This is a genomic window from Aeromicrobium sp. 10G20-16, from assembly GCF_055809665.1.
The window spans coordinates 2608214-2625740 of the sequence record NZ_CM147919.1 but is presented as its reverse complement, the minus strand read 5'-3'; the positions used below and the strand labels follow the sequence as shown (position 1 = coordinate 2625740).

The window sequence follows — 17527 nt, the reverse complement described above, 5'->3', positions numbered from 1 at the left end:
AGCCGGGCTACCTCGTCGGGTCGACCACCAGCGCGACGCGCTGGTGGGTTGGCACCGTCACCCGCACGCCGGGGCCGTCGACGTCCGCACGCACGATGTCGAGCTGGCGCACCGCGCCCGCGCTCTCGGAGGCGGCTGCCACCGTGAACGGCACGTCGCCGTCCACGAACACCGCCTCGTCGCCCACTCGCAAGGATCCGATCTCGATCTGGCGGGTCGTCGTCTGCTGTGTCGTCATGATGCCTCCTGCCGTCGCGCTAGGCCTGACGATGTGTCACGCGTGGCCGGTTCACCAGGTGAGACGGAATCGTCACCGAGTGGCACCGTGGTCCCCATGAGCACCGACCTCGCCCACACCCACCAGCTGCTCACCGACGCGTTCTCCCGCATCACCGACGGGGTGGCCGCGGTCGTCGACGGCCTGAGCCCGGACGACCTGCTCTGGCGACCCGACGACGCTGCCAACCACGTGGCCTGGCTCGTGTGGCACCTCGCGCGACAGCAGGACGCCCAGGTGTCCGCCCTGGTCGATCGCGAGCAGGCCTGGCGCGCCGACGGGTTCGTCGAGCGCTTCGCCCTGCCCTACCCGCCGGACGCCCACGGCTACGGCATGTCGGCCGACGACGTCGCGGCCTTCCCCGCCACGGACCCCCAGCTGTTCGTCGACTACCAGGCAGCGGTCACCGACCTGACCCGCGAGGTGGTCCACGGCCTGGGTGCCGACGACCTCGATCGCGTCATCGACGATCGCTGGGACCCGCCCGTCACCGTGTCGGCCCGCCTGGTCTCGGTGATCGACGACGCCGCCAAGCATCTCGGCCAGGCCGAGTACCTGCGCGGGTTGCTGCGGCGTCGCACCTGACTCGGAGCCTCCGACAGGATTCGAACCCGCGACATCCTTATTACAAGTAAGGCGCTCTACCGACTGAGCTACAGAGGCGTGCGAGTCGAGCCCGCGGCACCATCGTAGGTGACGCTCAGACCTGACCGGCGCGGCAGCGGTCGAGGTACTCCTCGTCGACCGTGTCGTCGGTCGGCAGCTGCGGCATCTCGACCTGGTCGCCCACGGCCACACCGAGGAAGGTCTGCAGATCAGTCTTGGCCGTCTCGAGGTCGCCGTCGGGCCTGAGCGCGTCGGACAGCGCCAGGGTGCAGTCGGACGCCCCGAACTCCTGCCAGCCGAACCCCACCCCGATGGGGCCGGTCTCGCCCTCGCGGGTGATCAGCTCGTGGACCCTCAGCACGCCGATGACCCGCGTGGGGCCGTCGGCAGCGCGGACCTCGTAGGCAGCGCGCGTCTGCAGCTTCAGGCTCAACGACGGAGCGCCGTCGCGTTCGATCGTCTCGGCCGCCCACGCCGTGGTCACCCGCGGCTTCCCGACGATCGTGACGTCGTCGGCGAACACGTTGGCGGCAGCAAGACGCGGCGCGACGGACGTCGCACCCAGCTTGATCACCTGCGACTTCACGGCATCGGGCAGTCGAGCACCGATGACCTCCGCGGGATCCTTCGCCGTGCGGACGTCCGCGTCGAGCGTCGTGGCCTGCGCCCAGGTGGTCAGCGCGTCGACCATGCGCTGGTAGCGAGCCTCGTTGAACCCCGACGGGACCGCCGGCGGCTTGCCCGGGTCGAGGGTGCCGTCGGACTCCGGGACGTTGAACCCGAGCGCATCGAAGGTGAGCGGGTCACCGGTCGACACCTTGGTGTCGCCACCCGTGCACCCGGAGAGCAGCAGCAAGGAGCACGCGAGCGCGGCGAACAGACGCATTGGTCCAGTATCCACACACGCCCCACCTGAAACCTGCTGCGACATACTGGCGGCGTGGCTCCTCCGTACCAGCACCTGCTCGCCGCGACCGGCCACCTGAGTGCCCCGCTCGCGGTCATCGACGCCGAGGCGTTGTGGGCGAACGCCGATGACCTGGTCCGACGAGCCGGCGGCGTCCCGATCCGCGTGGCGAGCAAGTCGGTGCGCGTGCGCTCCGTCGTCGAGCGCACCCTGGCGCGCGACGGGTTCGCGGGGATCATGTCGTACTCGTTGGCCGAGTCGAACTGGCTGGTCGACCACGGTGCCACCGACGTCCTGCTGGCCTACCCCACCGTCGACGCCGCCGCGCTGCGCGACCTGGTGGCCGACGAACGCCGCACGGCGGCCATCACGGTCATGGTCGACAGCGTCGAAGGGCTGGACGTCATCGACTCGCTGCTCGACGTGGACCGCCCCGAGATCCGCGTGTGCCTGGACGTGGACGCATCGCTGCGGGTCGGACCGGTGCACCTGGGCGTCCGCCGCTCCCCCGTCCACACCGTCGAGGACGCCGCGCGGCTCGCGCAGATGATCGGCGGCCGCGCCGGCTTCCGACTGGTCGGACTGATGTTCTACGACGCGCAGATCGCCGGCCTGCCCGACACCTCCCCGGCGGTTCGGCTGGTCAAGCGGCGCTCGGCCGCCGAGCTCCTGGACCGCCGCGGCCGGGTGGTCGAGGCGGTGCGGCACGTGGCGCCGATCGAGATCGTCAACGCCGGCGGCACCGGCAGCCTGGAGGTGACCGGCGCCGACCCTGCCATCACCGAGCTGACGGCCGGATCGGGGCTGTTCACGCCGACGCTGTTCGACGGGTATGACGCCTTCGACGCCCGGCCTGCGGCGTTCTTCGCGCTCCCGGTGGTGCGACGCCCCAGCGACGACATCGCCACCGTGTTCTCCGGCGGCTACATCGCCTCGGGCGCCACGCACAAGAACCGTCGCCCCACGCCGGTGTGGCCCGAGGGTCTGTCGCTGATCGAGTCCGAGGGCACCGGCGAGGTGCAGACGCCGCTGAAGGGCGCCGGCGCACGCGAGCTCTCCATCGGCCAACGCGTGCTGATGCGCCATGCCAAGGCCGGCGAGATGTGCGAACGCTTCGACGACGTCGTGCTGGTCGACGCGTCCGGGCGCACCGAACAGCTGGCCACCTATCGGGGCGAGGGGAAGAACTTCGGATGAGCGCCGATCGTTCCTGGACCAACTGGGGGCGCAGCGTCACCGCCCACCCGACACGCATCGCCCACCCGGGTTCGACGGCCGAGGTCGTCGCCCTGGTCGAGCGCGCCGAGACCGACGGGCTGCGGGTCAAGACCGTCGGGGCGGGCCACTCGTTCACGGCGATCGCCGCCACCGACGGCGTGCAGGTGCACCTGGACCGGCTCGACCAGATCGTGTCGCACGACCCCGTCACCGGACGAGTCCGCGTCCAGGCGGGCATCTCCCTGCACCGGCTCAATCCCCAGCTGCAGCAGCTCGGTCTGGCCCTGCCCAACCTCGGCGACGTCGACCCGCAGTCGGTCGCCGGAGCCGTCAGCACCGGCACGCACGGCACCGGGGGCCGCCTGCAGGGCATCGCCGCGGCCGTGGTCGGCGTCCAGGTGGTGCTGGCAAACGGCGACATCCTCGAGATCGACGAGCGGCATCCCTGGTTCCAGACGGCACGGGTCTCGCTCGGGGCGCTCGGCATCATCACCGAGCTCACCCTGCAGTGCGTCCCGGCCTTCCTGCTGCACGCCCGCGAGGAGCCGATGACGCTGCCGGACGTCCTGGCCGACGTCGACGCGCTCGTCGACGACAACGACCACTTCGAGTTCTACTGGTTCCCCCACACCGAGAAGGCCCTGGTCAAGCGGAACAACCGGGTCCCCGAGGGGACGGTCCGCGAGCCCCTGGGCCGGTTCAAGGGGTGGCTCGACGACCAGTTCCTCAGCAACACGGTCTTCGAGGGCGTCAACCGCGTCGCCGCCCGGCGACCTGCACTGATCCCCCGCATCAACCGCCTCAGCGGATCGGTGCTCGGGGCGCGCGAGTACACCGACCACTCCTACGACGTGTTCGTGTCGCCGCGCACCGTGCGGTTCCGCGAGTCCGAGTTCGCCCTCCCCCGTGCGGCGCTGCCCGACGTCATCGGCGAGCTGCAGCGCTGGTTCGCGACGAGCGGAGAGCACATCAGCTTCCCGATCGAGGTGCGGTTCACCGCACCCGACGACGCGTGGTTGTCGACCGGACACGACCGCGCCAACTGCTACGTCGCGGTGCATCAGTACTGGCGCACGGACCCGACGGCCTACTTCGCGGCGGCCCAGGACATCTTCACCGCCCACGACGGCCGGCCGCACTGGGGCAAGATGCACACCCTCGACGCGACGTACTTCGCCGACCGCTACGACAAGTTCGACGACTTCGTCCAGATCCGCGACCAGGCCGACCCCGACCGCCGCTTCACCAACGACTACCTCGACCGCGTCCTCGGCTGACAAGTACCGAATTTTGCGGGCTCAAGCACCGTTCTGCCCTGGTCGAACGGTGCTTGAGCCCGCAAAATTTGGGGAATCAGGGGCGGGTGCGGGAGACGGCGTAGAGGGCGATGCCAGCGGCGACGCCGGCGTTCAGCGACTCCAGACCGGTGCTCATCGGGATCGACGCGATCTGGTCGCAGGTCTCGCCCACCAGCCGGGACAGACCCTTGCCCTCGCTGCCGATGACCAGCACGACCGGGCCGTCGATCAGGTTCGAGTCGGGCAGGTCGACGTCGCCGTCCGCGGCCAGGCCGATCACCATCAGCCCCTCCTCCTGCAGCTCCTTGAGCGTGCGCGTGAGGTTGGTGACCCGCGCGACCGGCACCCGCGCGGCCGCACCGGCCGACGTCTTCCACGCGGCCGCCGTGATCTGCGCGGCGCGACGCTCGGGAATGATCACGCCGTGCGCGCCGAACCCGGACGCCGACCGGATCACGGCGCCGAGGTTGCGGGGGTCGGTGATGCCGTCGAGCATCACGATCAGGGCCGGCTCCTTGCGCTCGGCGGCCAGGGCCAGCAGCGCATCGGGCTTGACGTACTCGAAGGCGTTGAGCTTGACCGCGATGCCCTGGTGGCTGGCGCCGAGGGTGAGCTTGTCCAGCTCGGGCCGCCCGATCTCGAGCAGGTTGACGTGCTGCTCCGCGGCGAGCTTGAAGATCTCGCGCATGCGCTCGTCGCGCTCGGTGCCCTCGGCGACGTACAGCGCCTGCACCGGCACCCGCTCACGCAGCAGCTCGACCACCGGGTTGCGTCCGGACACCCACTCGGCCTGCGAGCCCGGCTTGCGCTTGGGGCGCGCGACGTCGCGGCGGTCGGCTACCCGATCGGACTTGTACGCCTTGTGGTTGGGGCGTTCGTTCGCCTTCGGCGTGGGGCCCTTGCCCTCCAGTCCCTTGCGGCGGCGGCCGCCCGATCCGGCGGTGGGATTGCCCTTGCCGGACTTCTTGATCGCCCCTCGGCGCTGGCTGTTGCCGGCCATGTCAGCGGGCTCCCTTCGGGTGCAGGGACCACCGTGGTCCCTGCGGTGTGTCCTCGACGTCGATGCCGGCCGCGGCGAGCTGGTCGCGCACCCGATCGGCGGTGGCGAAGTCCTTGTCGGCGCGGGCCTGCTGGCGCTGCTCGACCAGGCCGGCCACCAGCGCATCGATCGCGTCACGCTCGCCCCCGGCCGCACCGCCGTCGGCCCACACGGGCGACAACGGGTCGAGGCCGAGCACGTCGAGCATCGCCCGCACCGCGGCCAGGCCCGAGCGCAGCTCCTCGGACGGGCCGGCGGCCAGCATCCGGTTCCCCTCGGCGATGACGCGCTGCAGCTCGGCCAGCGCGGCCGGTACCGAGAGGTCGTCGTCCATCGCGGCGGCGAAGGCCAGCGTCGGGTCGCCGAGGTCGCCGGCGCCGACCAGCTCAGCGGCACGCGTGACGAATCCCTCGATCCGCGTGAAGGCGGTGGCCGCCTCCGTGAGTGCCTCCTCGGAGAACTCCACGATCGAGCGGTAGTGCGCCGACGCGAGGTAGTACCGCAGCTCGATGGGGCGTACCCGCTTGACGACCTCGCTGACCAGCAGCGTGTTGCCCACCGACTTGCTCATCTTCGAGCCCGACAGGTTCAGCATCGCGTTGTGCATCCAGGTGCGAGCGAACGTCTGTCCGGCTGCCGTCGACTGGGCCAGCTCGTTCTCGTGGTGCGGAAAGCGCAGGTCGAGTCCGCCGCCGTGGATGTCGAACTCGTCACCGAGGTACTTGCCTGCCATGGCCGAGCACTCCAGGTGCCAGCCCGGACGGCCCCGCCCCCAGGGGGTCGCCCACGAGGCGGTCACGGGGTCGCCGTCCTTATGGCCCTTCCAGAGCGCGAAGTCGCGCGGATCTCGCTTGCCGTCAGCCGGCGCGTCCTCGGCGGGGAGCATGTCGTCGATCTTCTGGTTCGACAGCTCGCCGTACGCCGGCCAGGAGCGCACGTCGAAGTAGACGTCGCCCGAGCCGTCCTCGGCCGCGTAGGCGTGACCGCGGTCAATGAGCAGCTGCATCATCTCGATCATCTCCGGCACGTGGCCGGTGGCGCGGGGCTCGTAGGTGGGCGGGATGCACCCCAGCACCTCGTAGGCGGCGTGCAGGGCGCGCTCGTTCTCGTAGGCCACCGCGAACCACGGCCGCCCCTGCTCGGCGCCCTTGCCGAGGATCTTGTCGTCGATGTCCGTGACGTTCGCCACGATCGTGACCTCCAGGCCCGCGCGCAGCAACCAGCGCCGCAGCACGTCGAACACCACTTCCTTGCGGATGTGCCCGATGTGCGGCGGTCCCTGCACCGTCAGCCCGCAGTGGTAGATCGAGACCTTCCCCGGGACGACCGGTTCGAGGGTCCGCACCTGCCGCGTCGCGGAGTCGTAGAGCCTGATTGCCACCGACCAAGGGTATCGGCTCCGAGGGGGTCCTCCCGACGCGCGGCGGCACCGCGGTGGTCTTCACATGTCTCGTTCAGGATCTGCCCGTATTCTTGGACGTTCTGGACCCCTTGTCAGGAGTACACGCGTGCCCAAGTCCCCCACCGCGCCCAAGCGCCGAGGTGACGTCTCGCGACGGCGGAAGTTCGCCCGCCGCGCGATCATCTCGGTCGGCGTGTTCACGCTGGTGCTCGGCGTCGGCGCCGCGGCAGCGGTCTGGAAGCTGCAGGGCAACATCGCGGCACAGCCCATCGGCGACTCGATCGTCAAGGACGACACCCCCAAGGGCGCCACGAACATCTTGTTCATCGGCTCCGACTCACGCGATCTCGGCAACGACGAGTACGGCAAGGGCAACGGATCGCAGCGCAGCGACGCGCTGATGCTGGTGCACTTCGCGAAGGACAACGCCCGGATCGACGCCGTGCAGATCCCCCGCGACACCCTCACCGAGCTGCCGTCGTGCGACGACACCGGCAGCGGGGCGTTCGCGGGCGGCTACGGGATGATCAACTCCGCGCTCGACGGCGGACCGGCCTGCTCGGTCCGCGCGGTCGAGCAGATCAGCAACGTGCGCGTCGACCACTTCGTCCAGCTCGACTTCGACGGCTTCGCGTCCATGGTCAACGCCCTCGGCGGCGTGAACGTGTGCCTGGACCAGCCGATGGTCGACCGCGACGCGAAGCTCAACCTGCCGGCCGGCAAGCAGAAGCTCGACGGCAAGCAGGCCCTGGCGCTCGCCCGCACGCGTCACGCCGTCGGCGACGGCAGCGACATCGGTCGTCTCGGACACCAGCAGGTCGTGATGTCCTCGATCATCGCGCAGGCCCGCAGCACCAACGTGCTCACCCGGCCCGACCGGTTGTTCAAGTTCCTGAACGCGCTCACGAAGTCCATCACCGTCGACGACGGCATCTCGTCGATCCCCGCCCTGACCGGACTGGCCAAGCGAGCGCGAGCCGTTCCCGACGACGCGATCACCTTCGTCACGATGCCCAACGGGGCGGCGCCGACCGACCCGAACCGGGTGGTCAAGACTCCCGACGCCGACACGATCTTCGCCGCCGTCGCGGACGACAAGCCCATGCCGGTCGTGAGCAAGGACTCGACCGCCGCCGCGACCACACCGGTGCGCGTGCTGAACGCAGCGCAGACGCAGGGGCTGGCCACGCGGGCGCAGACCTCCCTGACCGATCTCGGCTTCACGGTCAGCGGCCTGCAGACGGCCCAGAAGCCGTCCGACACGACGCGCATCTTCGTCGACAGCTCGGACGAGGCGATGGCCACGGCCAAGAAGCTGAATAAGGACTTCGGCTTCGACGCCAAGATCGTCGTCCAGCCCACCGGCATGACCGGTGTCTGGCTCATCCTCGGCGCCGACCGGGTCACCGCGGGCGTCGATCCCGTGGTCCCGAAGCCGGTCAAGGCCACGACGAGCAAGGCCACCGACTCCCTCTGCGCCTGAGCGGTCGCGGCGGCCCCGGAGGCGTCGCCGCTAGGACCTGACGGGGACGCTGATCGTGTGGTGGCCCGTCGCGCCGTCGGGCAGCACGTCGGCGATGTCGGCGGTCTGCACGACGCCGTCGCCGTCGATCGCGCGCACGGCGACGGTGTGGCGACCCGGCGTGGCCGTCCAGTCGATCTTCCACTGCACCCAGGTGTCTGCGGTCGGCACGGACGAGATCTCGGCCGCCCGCCACGGCCCCTCGTCGACTCGCACCTCGACGCCCTTGATCCCCACGTGCTGGTGCCAGGCGACACCGCCGATGGTGGTCGGTCCGGCCGTGCAGCTCGTCGCCGTAGCGGGGCACGTCGATGCGCGACCCCGTCTTGATCGGTCCGCGCTCACCCCACCCGCGCTGGGTCCAGTAGGCCTCGAAGTCGGCGAACCGGGTGATCTCCCAGTCCGTGACCCACTTCGTCGCAGAGACGTACCCGTACAGACCCGGCACCACCTGGCGCACCGGGAAGCCGTGGACGATCGGCAGCGGCTCACCGTTCATCGTCACGGCGAGCATCGCGTCGCGACCATCGGTCAGGGCCGCGAGTGGCGTGCCGCAGGTCCAGCCGTCCTCGGAGGTGGACAGCAGGGCATCGGCGCCGGGCTGGACGCCGACCTCGTCGAGGATGTCCTTGATGGAGGCGCCGCCCCACACCGTGTTGCCGATCAGGTCGCCGCCGATCGGGTTGGAGACGCAGCACAGCGTCACCCAGGCGTCGGTCAGACCGCGGTCGATCACGTCCTGGTAGGTGAGGGTCATCTCGCGGTCGACCATGCCGTGGATGCGCAGGCGCCACTCCGCAGGGTCGATCAGCGGAGCGCTCAGCGAGGTGTCGATGCGGTAGAAGTCGCGGTTCGAGGTGTTCCAGGCCGCGACGCCGGGCACACCGAGATCGGCGCCGCTCGGCACCACCACGCGACGATCCGGCAGCTTGATGGCGGCACGCAGCGCCTCGATGTCGCGACGCCGCCGGTGACGGGCCGCCAGCAGCTGGCTGCCCACGCCCACCACCGCGATGCCGATGCCGAGGAACGCGACGGTGCGCAGGAAGGCCCGCCGGTCGGTCGGTGCACCGTCTCGACCCGACCGAGGGGCCAACAGCTGCAGCACCCCGATCATCGCCGTGCCCGCAGCGACGGCACCGAACACCCCCGGCGCCGAACCGTAGGGCCGCACGAGCACGGCGACCGACGCGCCCACGACCAGCAGGGCCACGAGCAGCATCGCGCGCACCCGATGTGCCGACCACCAGGCGCCCACGAGCGCACCGAGGGCGAGCACCGCCGCGACCACCGAGGTGACGGCCAACGGCTTGTCGGCCGTGCCGACCACCCCGATGATCGCCTCGGCGATCGGACCCGGAGTCAGGTTGATGACTCCCTGACCGACCGCCAGCAGGGGCGACTCACGCAGGTTGAACACGGCGGAGAGGCCCTCGGACACGGCGAGACCGGCCGCAGCGGCCAGGACACCGGAGGCGATCGGGCGAGAGGAGCTGCACACGTCCATGGTGCCGCCAGCACCCCGATCGTGCGCGTCCGACGCGACAGATCACATCGGCGAGCGGCACGTGTGGTGCATGATCGGAGGCGTGACCTCACCCCGCATCGGCATCGGCACCGACGTGCACCGCCTCGAGCCCGGTCGTGCCCTGTGGCTGGCCGGCCTGCACTGGCCCGACGAGGCGGCCGGTCTCGAGGGTCATTCCGACGGCGACTGCGCAGCGCACGCCCTCGTCGACGCGGTGCTGTCCGCCGCCGGTCTGGGAGACATCGGCAGCCACTTCGGCACCGCCGACCCCGAGTGGTCCGGTGCGTCCGGAGCGGACTTCCTGGTCGAGACGGCCAGACGCGTGCACGGCCATGGCTGGGTGATCGGCAACGCATCGGTGCAGATCATCGGCAACCGCCCCAAGATCGGGGTGCGGCGCGACCAGGCCCAGGAAGTCCTGGGGCAGGCGCTGGGCGCACCCGTGTCCGTGTCGGCCACGACCACCGACGGGCTGGGACTGACAGGCCGTGGCGAGGGCATCGCTGCCATCGCCACGGCGCTGGTGTTCAGGGAGTCCGACTCCTAGGCCGAGGGACCTCTGGCCGAGGAGTCGGAGGGGGCGTCAGGAGGCGAGAACCTCGTCCAGCCGGGTCTCGGCCTTGTCCTCGTTGGTCTTCTCCGCGAGAGCGAGCTCGGAGACCAGGATCTGGCGGGCCTTGGCCAGCATGCGCTTCTCGCCGGCGGACAGGCCGCGCTCGTGGTCGCGACGCCACAGGTCACGCACGACCTCGGCGACCTTCAGGACGTCACCGGAGTGCAGCTTCTCGAGGTTCGCCTTGTAACGACGCGACCAGTTGGTCGGTTCCTCGACGTGCTCGGCACGCAGCACTCCGAACACCCGCTCCAGACCTGCTTCGTCGACGACATCGCGCACACCGACCAGATCCAGGTTGCATGCAGGCACGCGCACCACGAGATCGTTCTGGGCGATGATGCGGAGCACGAGGTAGTCGCGCTCTTCGCCCTTGATGGTCCGGGTCTCGATGTCTTCGATGACTGCAGCGCCGTGATTGGGATAGACAACGGTTTCGCCGACCGAGAACGTCATGAAGAGAACACCCTTTCGTAGGACACCCATTCTAACATGCGATGAGGTCTGCGATTTCGGGTCATTCCGGCCGTCCACGCCATAGCAGACGACGCCGACAGCGGTCAATGCTCGGTCCTCCCGGCCGCTCGGATACGATCTGGAGGCAGCATCGTTCGGCCCTCGGGCCGGCCGATCCGCCTCCCGATCCGATCCGCGAAAGCAGGAGCCGTGCGCCCCCTTCGACGACCGATGAGACTCGCCGCAGCCACCGCGGTGGCCACCGCCGCCCTCGCCCTCGGCGGTTGCACCGACACGAACTTCAGCGCCCAGACCAATCAGCCGTACCAGCCGGCCGTCGGCGCCAACTACCGTGGCGACGTCGACCTGCTGAACACCTTGCTGGTCATCAACCCCGACGGCACCGCGACGGTGTCGGCGGGCGCGGTCAACAACAACGACTCCTCGGACGCCATCACCGCGATGAGCGCCACGACGCTGACCGATGCCACCCTCAAGGTCACAGGCCCCGACACGGACGTGTCGCTGCCTTCGCAGCAGAACGTGCTGCTCGGCGCCGAGGGAGGATCTGACGTGTACACGGTCGTGGACGCACCGGTGGGCGAGTACGTCCGGCTGACGGTGACCTTCCAGAAGGGCTCCCCGGCCGTCATCGAGGCGCCGGTCGTGACGCGCGACGACTACTACACGAAGGTGGCGACCGGCTGAAAGCCAAGAACAGCACCGGCCGAAGCCGGTGCTGTTCGTTCGTTGGTGGGTGCGGTCGTCAGGTGAGCTGGCCGGTGACCAGGTACACGACGCGACGCGCCATCGAGACCGCGTGGTCGCCCACGCGCTCGTAGTACCGGCCCAGCAGGGCGATGTCGACGGCCGACTCGACGCCGTGCTGCCACTCGTCGGCGAGCAGGGCGCGGAACAGGTCCTTGCGGAGACGATCCATCTCGTCGTCCTCCTCCTCGAGCCGCAGCGCGGCCGGCACGTCGCGGTTGGCGACGATGCGTGAGGCGGAGTCGATCATCGAGTCGGCGACCTTCGCCATCGAGGTGATGGTCGGGTGCAGCGACTCGGGAACGGCGACGTCGGGCATGCGGCGTCGGGCGATCTTGGCGACGTGCACCGCGAGTGCACCCATGCGCTGCAGGTCTGCCAGCATGCGCAGCGTGGCGACGAGCTGGCGAAGGTCGGTGGCCACCGGCTGCTGGGTGGCCAGCAGCAGCAGCGTGCGCTCCTCGAGCGAGTCGCAGTTCTCGTCGATCGACTTGTCTGCGTCGATGACCGACTCGGCCACCGCGCCGTCGGCCTGGAGCAGTGCCGTGGTGGCGTCGGACACGGCTCGACGGACGGTGCCGGTGAGCTGCACCAGCTCGTCGACGATGTGGTCGAGCTCTTCGTAATACTGATCGCGCATGTCCTCAGCCTATTCGCCGGGGGTGAACGGACGGCGACCTGCGGTGAACGCGTCGTGAACGCGAGCCGAAAGGCCTGCGTTCTCGGCCCTTCGGATGCGGGGTGCGGCGTGTCGTCGCTCTACGATGAGTCCGTGGACAGCACCAGCACCGCAGCCGTGATCGCCGCAGCGATCAGCCTGGTGATGCTCGGCGTGCTGGTCGGAGGCTTCGCCGTCGCGCGACGCCGGCCGACCGTCGACCACGTCGCGGACCGGCCGGTCGAACCCGCAGCCGTCGTGCCTCCGGGCGCGGAGTCGGTGCTCTCGGTCCTGTCGTCGTCGGCCGTGCTCGTCGACTCCTCCGACACCGTCGTCAAGGCGTCGGCGCCGGCCATCGCGCTGGGCATCGTCGCCGACGACCGCCTCGCGCAGGACGAGCTGATGGCGTTGGTGCGTCAGGTCCGACGTGACGGCCAGGTCCGCGAGGCCGATCTCGTGCTGCAGCCCGCGCGAGGCACCACCCAGCACATCCACGCCCGCGTCGCTCCCCTGTCCTCACGGCTGATCCTCGTGCTCGCGGACGACCGCACCCGCGACGAGCGACTGGAGTCGATCCGCCGCGACTTCGTCGCCAACGTCAGCCACGAGCTCAAGACCCCCATCGGCGCGCTCAACCTGCTGGCCGAGGCCGTCGGCGAGGCCGCCGACGACCCCGAGGCGGTCGTTCGGTTCTCCGCCCGCATGCACCTCGAGGCCGAGCGGCTGACCCGTCTGGTGCAGCAGATCATCGACCTGTCCCGCCTGCAGAGCGACGTGCTCAGCGAGGACGCCGCGACCATCAAGGTCGGCGAGCTGGTCGCCGAGGCCTGCGAGCACTCGGCCACCGAGGCCGAGGGCAAGACGATCGACGTGATCCAGTCCGTGCAGCCCGATCTGTTCGTCCACGGCGACCGGGCACAGCTGCACGCGGCCGTGAGCAACCTGGTCGAGAACGCCGTCACCTACAGCCCCAGCGGATCGCGCGTGGTGGTGAGCGCCGAGCTCGCCGACGGCGACGTCAAGATCATGGTCGCCGACAACGGGATCGGCATTCCGGGCCCGGAGATCGACCGGATCTTCGAGCGGTTCTACCGCGTGGATCCCGCACGGGCCCGGGCCACCGGCGGCACGGGACTGGGTCTGTCCATCGTCAAGCACGTCGCTGCCAGCAACGGCGGGACCGTCGAGGTGTGGAGCGAGCCGGGTCTGGGTTCGTCCTTCACCCTGCTGCTGCCGGCGTTCGACGCTGAGCTCGACGACAGCGCACCCACGGAGACCAACGATTCGGGCACCATCAACAGGGCCGAGAACAGGGAGAGCACCACGTGACACGGGTATTGGTCGTCGAGGACGAGACCAGCTACAGCGAGGCGCTGTCCTACGTCCTGCGCAAGGAGGGCTTCGACGTCGCGATCGCGGAGACCGGCCCCGACGCGCTGACCGAGTTCGACCGCGGCGGCGCCGACATCGTGCTGCTCGACCTCATGCTGCCGGGCCTGTCCGGCACCGAGGTGTGCCGGGCGCTGCGCCAGATCTCGTCGGTCCCGATCATCATGGTCAGCGCGAAGGACACCGAGGTCGACAAGGTCGTCGGCCTCGAGCTCGGCGCCGACGACTACGTGACCAAGCCGTACTCCCCCCGCGAGCTGGTCGCCCGGATCCGTGCCGTGCTGCGTCGCGGCGCGGTCGACGACGTCGAGGACGGCGCCTCGCTCGAAGCCGGCCGCGTGCGGATGGACGTCGACCGGCACCTGGTGACCATCGACGGCGAGGTCACCAAGTTCCCGCTCAAGGAGTTCGAGCTGCTGGAGTACTTCCTGCGCAATCCGGGGCGGGTGCTGACGCGTGGGCAGCTGATCGACCGCGTCTGGGGCGCCGACTACGTGGGCGACACCAAGACGCTCGACGTGCACGTCAAGCGCCTGCGGGCCAAGATCGAGCACGACCCGGCCGAGCCGGTCACGCTCACGACCGTGCGGGGCCTCGGCTACAAGTACGACGCCTGACGACGCATCCGGGCGTTCGGTCTATCGACCCTGGTTGGCCACGGCCGCGATGGCGTCGGCAGCAGCGTCGGGATCGAGGTACTGTCCGCCGCGCACCGTCGGCCTCAGGTCGTCGTCGAGCTCGTAGACCAACGGGATGCCCGTGGGGATGTTGAGGCTGACGATCGACTCCTCGTCCATGCCGTCGAGGTGCTTGACCAGGGCACGCAACGAGTTGCCGTGTGCGGTGACCAGCACGGTCTTGTCAGCCCGCAGGTCCGGGACGATCTGGTCGTACCAGTACGGCAGCAACCGGTCGATGACCGTGGCGAGGGCCTCCGTGCGCGGCAGCAGCTCGTCGGGCAGGTCCGCGTAGCGCGGGTCGGACGCCTGGCTGAACTCCGAGGAGTCGTCCAGCGGGGGCGGTGGGGTCGAGAAGGAGCGACGCCACTGCATGAACTGCTCCTCGCCGAACTCCTCGAGCGTGGCCTTCTTGTCCTTGCCCTGCAGTGCGCCGTAGTGGCGTTCGTTGAGGCGCCACGACCGCTTGACCGGGATCCAGTGCCGGTCGATGCCGTCGAGGACGATCTGCGAGGTCCGGATGGCTCGGCGGAGCAACGACGTGTGCGACACGTCCGGGGCCAGGTCGGCATCGGCCAGGAGCTCGGCGCCGCGGTGGGCCTCGGTCACCCCCTGCTCGTTGAGGTCGACGTCCACCCAGCCGGTGAACAGGTTCTTCGCGTTCCACTCGCTGTGGCCGTGGCGCAGCAGGATCAGGGTGCTCATGGCACCGAGCCTATTACCGCTCCGATCGGTGCAGGTCGCCGAGCACCTGGACGTAGTCGTTCTGCGACATCAACCCGGCGAGCGTCCGGTCGCCGTCGACGACCACGAACGGCAGGTCGGTGATGCTCAGCTCGTCGGCCGTCTCGACCTGACGGCGCACTTCCGGCTCGTAGTCGGTGCTGGCCAGGAGCGCCTCGGCGGTCTCGAGGTCGAGTCCGACCAGCGCGGCACGGCTGGCCAGCACCAGGTGGTCCGCGATGTCGGCGCCCTCGAGGAAGTGGGCGCGCCAGACCTGGTGCAGCAGGTCGCGCTGCGTGGCGTCGCCGCTCTCGGCCGCCCACGTGAGCAGCCTCCACGCGTCGGACGAGTCGGCCAGGACGCGCTCGTCGAGGTTCAGGTCGATGCCGCTGATGCGCGCGGCCGCCACCGCCTCGTCGTCGTCGAGCGTGACCGTGCGGCGGGCGGCACGGTAGGCGATCTCGACCGGTTCGCCGGTCAGGATGGTGAAGGTGGCGGCGGCACGCTCGAACCGGGTGGCGCCCAGGTAGGACGACGGGTCGGTGACGTCGCAGAACACCACGGCCTTCATGGCTGCCTCCTCGAGCTGTCAGTCGTGCGGTCTCAGGTGCTTGAACGCCTCGAGGTTGCGCGTCGATTCCCCACGTGACTCACGCCACGCCCACTCCTTGCGGATCGACGAGGCGAAGCCCAGCTCGAGGATGGTGTTGAACGACTCGTCGGCGTAGGTGAGCACCGCCCCCAGCACCCGGTCGAGCTGCATCGGCGGTGACGGCGTGCAGGGGCAGGCGACCGTCGAGGTAGATGTCGCCTGCTGAGTCGACGGCGAAGGCGACCCCGATCATCTTGAGGTTGCGCTCCAGCAGCCAGCGGTAGACGCCCTCGTGGTTCTCGTCGGGCTGGCGGGCGACGAAGGCGTGGATGCCGAGTGCGTGCTTGCCCACGTCGAGACGGCAGATGGTCTGCAGCTTGCGCTCCCCCGGAAGCGTCACGTCGAAGACGCCGGGGCGGTGCTCGGTGTGCTCGAGCTCGTTGGACTGCAACGTGTCGAGGATCAGCTCGCGCACTCTCGAGGTCGACGGGGCGGACCCGTGGTCGCTGGACGGCTCGTTCACGGACGACTCCTGTGGTCGGCGAGGGCTGCTGAGTAGACCGCGAGGGTGCGGTCGGCGGTGGCGTCCCACCCGAACGTCTCGGCGTGGCGCACGGCCTTGTGTCCCATGGCCTCGCGCAGGTCGTCGTCAGCGAGCAACCGGTGCAGCTCGGTCGCGTAGTCGTCCGGGTCGTGGCCGTCGACCAGGATGCCGCTGACCCCGTCGGCCACCGCCGTGCTGAGTCCCCCCACGCGAGCGGCGACGACCGGCGTGCCACAGGCCTGGGCCTCGATCGCGACCAGACCGAACGACTCGTTGTACGACGGCACGCACGCGACGGAGGCCGCTGCGTACCAGTCGGCGAGCGTGGCCTGGTCGACCGGAGGAACGAACCGCACGACGTCGTCCAGGCCCAGGTCCGTGACCTGGTCCGTCAGCGCGGTGGGGTGCTCGAGCCCGCTGCCGGAGGCGCCACCGACGACGGCGACGACGAGCCGGTCTCGCAGGGACGGGTCGCGCCGGAGCATGGTCGCAGCCGCCGCGATCACGACGTCGGGGGCCTTGAGCGGCTGGATGCGGCCGACGAACAGCACCACCTGCGCGTCGTCGGCGAGGCCGAGCGCAGCGCGCGCCGCAGCCCGCCGGCCGGCTCGGAACACGTCCAGGTCGACGCCCGGGTGGACGACGCTGACGCGGTCGGGCTCGGCCGCGTACAGCTCGATCAGCTCGCGCCGCTCCTCGTCGGTGTTGGCGATCAGGCGGTCGGCCAGCCGCACGATCTCGTCCTCGCCGAACTCACGGCCGATGGGCTCGGCGGAGTCGCCCGCGGCCAGCTGGGCGTTCTTGACCTTGGCCATCGTGTGCATCGTGTGCACCAGCGGGACGTCCCAGCGCTCGCTGGCGACGGTGCCCACCTGGCCGGACAACCAGTAGTGGGAGTGCACCAGGTCGAAGTGCCCGGGATCCCGCTCGACCTCGACCCGCAGCACGTCGCGGACGAAGGAGCACAGCTGTGACGGCAGGTCGTTCTTCTGCAGTCCCTCGAACGGGCCTGCCGTGACGTGGTGCACGAGGATGCCCGGCTCGGCCTCGACCAGCACCGGCTGGTGCCGGCTCGTGGCACGGGTGAAGATCTCGACCTCGACGCCGCGCCGCGCCAGCTGGCGCGACAGCTCCAGCACGTAGACGTTCATTCCTCCGGCATCGCCACCGCCCGGTTGCTCCAGGGGTGACGTGTGTGCCGAGAGCATCGCCACCCGCCGGATGTCGCGCACCTGACCGTCCACCACACCATCTTCTCGCAGTCCGCCCAAGGCGCACCCGGTGCACCCCGGCTTCCTCTACGATTCCGC

19 protein-coding genes and 1 tRNA gene are annotated in these 17527 nt (G+C 70.0%); 8 read left to right on the top strand and 12 right to left on the bottom strand.

What is annotated here, in order from left to right:
• Positions 1-7: 7 nt before the first annotated feature.
• Positions 8-238 carry a hypothetical protein gene (locus AC0L5F_RS13420; protein ID WP_473313905.1) on the bottom strand — a complete coding sequence of 77 codons (231 nt, stop codon included), beginning with the start codon at positions 236-238 and terminating at the stop codon, positions 8-10.
• Between the two features lie 96 nt (positions 239-334).
• Here AC0L5F_RS13420 and AC0L5F_RS13415 point away from each other — a divergent pair, with 96 nt between their 5' ends.
• On the top strand, positions 335-862 hold the full coding sequence (locus AC0L5F_RS13415; protein WP_473313904.1) for a mycothiol transferase: 528 nt from the start codon (positions 335-337) through the stop codon (positions 860-862).
• A gap of 5 nt (positions 863-867) precedes the next feature.
• Here the strand turns inward: AC0L5F_RS13415 and AC0L5F_RS13410 are convergent.
• Together AC0L5F_RS13410 and AC0L5F_RS13405 are read right to left on the bottom strand one after the other, a co-directional pair.
• A tRNA-Thr gene (locus tag AC0L5F_RS13410) sits at positions 868-940 on the bottom strand.
• A gap of 37 nt (positions 941-977) precedes the next feature.
• Positions 978-1769, bottom strand: a complete 792-nt coding sequence (locus tag AC0L5F_RS13405; protein ID WP_473313903.1) for a hypothetical protein — start codon at positions 1767-1769, stop codon at positions 978-980.
• Positions 1770-1823: 54 nt separating this feature from the next.
• Here AC0L5F_RS13405 and AC0L5F_RS13400 point away from each other — a divergent pair, with 54 nt between their 5' ends.
• Together AC0L5F_RS13400 and AC0L5F_RS13395 are read left to right on the top strand one after the other, a co-directional pair.
• The gene (locus tag AC0L5F_RS13400; protein ID WP_473313902.1) at positions 1824-2987 is read left to right on the top strand and encodes an amino acid deaminase/aldolase; all 1164 of its coding nucleotides are present in this window, start codon (positions 1824-1826) and stop codon (positions 2985-2987) included.
• Positions 2984-4285, top strand: a complete 1302-nt coding sequence (locus AC0L5F_RS13395) for a D-arabinono-1,4-lactone oxidase (RefSeq protein ID WP_473313901.1) — start codon at positions 2984-2986, stop codon at positions 4283-4285. The genes AC0L5F_RS13400 and AC0L5F_RS13395 overlap by 4 nt, the downstream gene beginning before the upstream one ends.
• Before the next feature lie 76 nt (positions 4286-4361).
• Here the strand turns inward: AC0L5F_RS13395 and rlmB are convergent, their stop codons facing one another.
• Together rlmB and cysS are read right to left on the bottom strand one after the other, a co-directional pair.
• On the bottom strand, positions 4362-5306 hold the full coding sequence (gene rlmB, locus AC0L5F_RS13390) for a 23S rRNA (guanosine(2251)-2'-O)-methyltransferase RlmB (protein ID WP_473313900.1): 945 nt from the start codon (positions 5304-5306) through the stop codon (positions 4362-4364).
• Position 5307: 1 nt separating this feature from the next.
• On the bottom strand, positions 5308-6726 hold the full coding sequence (cysS, locus tag AC0L5F_RS13385) for a cysteine--tRNA ligase (protein ID WP_473313899.1): 1419 nt from the start codon (positions 6724-6726) through the stop codon (positions 5308-5310).
• Between the two features lie 127 nt (positions 6727-6853).
• Between cysS and AC0L5F_RS13380 the strand changes: the two genes are divergently transcribed.
• The gene (locus AC0L5F_RS13380) at positions 6854-8230 is read left to right on the top strand and encodes an LCP family protein (protein WP_473313898.1); all 1377 of its coding nucleotides are present in this window, start codon (positions 6854-6856) and stop codon (positions 8228-8230) included.
• On the opposite strand, the gene AC0L5F_RS13375 is transcribed toward AC0L5F_RS13380, so the two are convergent.
• A complete protein-coding gene (locus tag AC0L5F_RS13375) occupies positions 8187-9770 on the bottom strand; it encodes a molybdopterin-dependent oxidoreductase (RefSeq protein WP_473313897.1) in 1584 nt (527 codons plus the stop codon). The two genes, AC0L5F_RS13380 and AC0L5F_RS13375, sit on opposite strands and share 44 nt — an antisense overlap.
• 76 nt (positions 9771-9846) lie before the next feature.
• Here AC0L5F_RS13375 and ispF point away from each other — a divergent pair, with 76 nt between their 5' ends.
• Positions 9847-10344 carry a 2-C-methyl-D-erythritol 2,4-cyclodiphosphate synthase gene (ispF, locus tag AC0L5F_RS13370; protein ID WP_473313896.1) on the top strand — a complete coding sequence of 166 codons (498 nt, stop codon included), beginning with the start codon at positions 9847-9849 and terminating at the stop codon, positions 10342-10344.
• A gap of 36 nt (positions 10345-10380) precedes the next feature.
• On the opposite strand, the gene AC0L5F_RS13365 is transcribed toward ispF, so the two are convergent.
• Positions 10381-10866 carry a CarD family transcriptional regulator gene (locus AC0L5F_RS13365; protein WP_473316194.1) on the bottom strand — a complete coding sequence of 162 codons (486 nt, stop codon included), beginning with the start codon at positions 10864-10866 and terminating at the stop codon, positions 10381-10383.
• A gap of 231 nt (positions 10867-11097) precedes the next feature.
• On the opposite strand from AC0L5F_RS13365, the gene AC0L5F_RS13360 reads away from it, so the two are divergent.
• A complete protein-coding gene (locus AC0L5F_RS13360) occupies positions 11098-11574 on the top strand; it encodes a hypothetical protein (protein ID WP_473313895.1) in 477 nt (158 codons plus the stop codon).
• Positions 11575-11632: 58 nt separating this feature from the next.
• Here AC0L5F_RS13360 and phoU read toward each other — a convergent pair whose 3' ends face one another.
• Complete coding sequence (phoU, locus tag AC0L5F_RS13355) at positions 11633-12274, bottom strand: phosphate signaling complex protein PhoU (protein WP_473313894.1); 642 nt, start codon at positions 12272-12274, stop codon at positions 11633-11635.
• A 132-nt stretch (positions 12275-12406) separates the two neighbouring features.
• Between phoU and AC0L5F_RS13350 the strand changes: the two genes are divergently transcribed.
• Together AC0L5F_RS13350 and AC0L5F_RS13345 are read left to right on the top strand one after the other, a co-directional pair.
• Positions 12407-13621 carry a sensor histidine kinase gene (locus tag AC0L5F_RS13350; protein ID WP_473313893.1) on the top strand — a complete coding sequence of 405 codons (1215 nt, stop codon included), beginning with the start codon at positions 12407-12409 and terminating at the stop codon, positions 13619-13621.
• Positions 13618-14298: a response regulator gene (locus tag AC0L5F_RS13345; protein ID WP_473313892.1), complete on the top strand. Its 681-nt coding sequence runs from the start codon at positions 13618-13620 to the stop codon at positions 14296-14298. The genes AC0L5F_RS13350 and AC0L5F_RS13345 overlap by 4 nt, the downstream gene beginning before the upstream one ends.
• Before the next feature lie 21 nt (positions 14299-14319).
• Here AC0L5F_RS13345 and AC0L5F_RS13340 read toward each other — a convergent pair whose 3' ends face one another.
• The 4 genes from AC0L5F_RS13340 to mshA form a co-directional block, all read right to left on the bottom strand.
• The gene (locus tag AC0L5F_RS13340; RefSeq protein ID WP_473313891.1) at positions 14320-15063 is read right to left on the bottom strand and encodes a phosphoglyceromutase; all 744 of its coding nucleotides are present in this window, start codon (positions 15061-15063) and stop codon (positions 14320-14322) included.
• A 13-nt stretch (positions 15064-15076) separates the two neighbouring features.
• Positions 15077-15652 carry a DsbA family oxidoreductase gene (locus tag AC0L5F_RS13335; RefSeq protein WP_473313890.1) on the bottom strand — a complete coding sequence of 192 codons (576 nt, stop codon included), beginning with the start codon at positions 15650-15652 and terminating at the stop codon, positions 15077-15079.
• A gap of 79 nt (positions 15653-15731) precedes the next feature.
• Positions 15732-16196: a type III secretion system chaperone family protein gene (locus AC0L5F_RS13330; RefSeq protein WP_473313889.1), complete on the bottom strand. Its 465-nt coding sequence runs from the start codon at positions 16194-16196 to the stop codon at positions 15732-15734.
• Positions 16193-17461 (bottom strand): D-inositol-3-phosphate glycosyltransferase, encoded by a 1269-nt coding sequence (gene mshA, locus AC0L5F_RS13325; protein ID WP_473313888.1) that lies wholly within the window; start codon positions 17459-17461, stop codon positions 16193-16195. The genes AC0L5F_RS13330 and mshA overlap by 4 nt, the downstream gene beginning before the upstream one ends.
• Between the last annotated feature and the right edge of the window lie 66 nt (positions 17462-17527).

Coding starts and splice junctions, on each gene's coding strand:
- AC0L5F_RS13420 (WP_473313905.1), bottom strand. CDS start 238: ATGACGACACAGCAGACGACGACCCGCCAGATCGAGATCGGATCCTTG.
- AC0L5F_RS13415 (WP_473313904.1), top strand. CDS start 335: ATGAGCACCGACCTCGCCCACACCCACCAGCTGCTCACCGACGCGTTC.
- AC0L5F_RS13405 (WP_473313903.1), bottom strand. CDS start 1,769: ATGCGTCTGTTCGCCGCGCTCGCGTGCTCCTTGCTGCTGCTCTCCGGG.
- AC0L5F_RS13395 (WP_473313901.1), top strand. CDS start 2,984: ATGAGCGCCGATCGTTCCTGGACCAACTGGGGGCGCAGCGTCACCGCC.
- rlmB (WP_473313900.1), bottom strand. CDS start 5,306: ATGGCCGGCAACAGCCAGCGCCGAGGGGCGATCAAGAAGTCCGGCAAG.
- ispF (WP_473313896.1), top strand. CDS start 9,847: ATGATCGGAGGCGTGACCTCACCCCGCATCGGCATCGGCACCGACGTG.
- AC0L5F_RS13365 (WP_473316194.1), bottom strand. CDS start 10,866: ATGACGTTCTCGGTCGGCGAAACCGTTGTCTATCCCAATCACGGCGCT.
- AC0L5F_RS13360 (WP_473313895.1), top strand. CDS start 11,098: ATGAGACTCGCCGCAGCCACCGCGGTGGCCACCGCCGCCCTCGCCCTC.
- phoU (WP_473313894.1), bottom strand. CDS start 12,274: ATGCGCGATCAGTATTACGAAGAGCTCGACCACATCGTCGACGAGCTG.
- AC0L5F_RS13340 (WP_473313891.1), bottom strand. CDS start 15,063: ATGAGCACCCTGATCCTGCTGCGCCACGGCCACAGCGAGTGGAACGCG.
- AC0L5F_RS13335 (WP_473313890.1), bottom strand. CDS start 15,652: ATGAAGGCCGTGGTGTTCTGCGACGTCACCGACCCGTCGTCCTACCTG.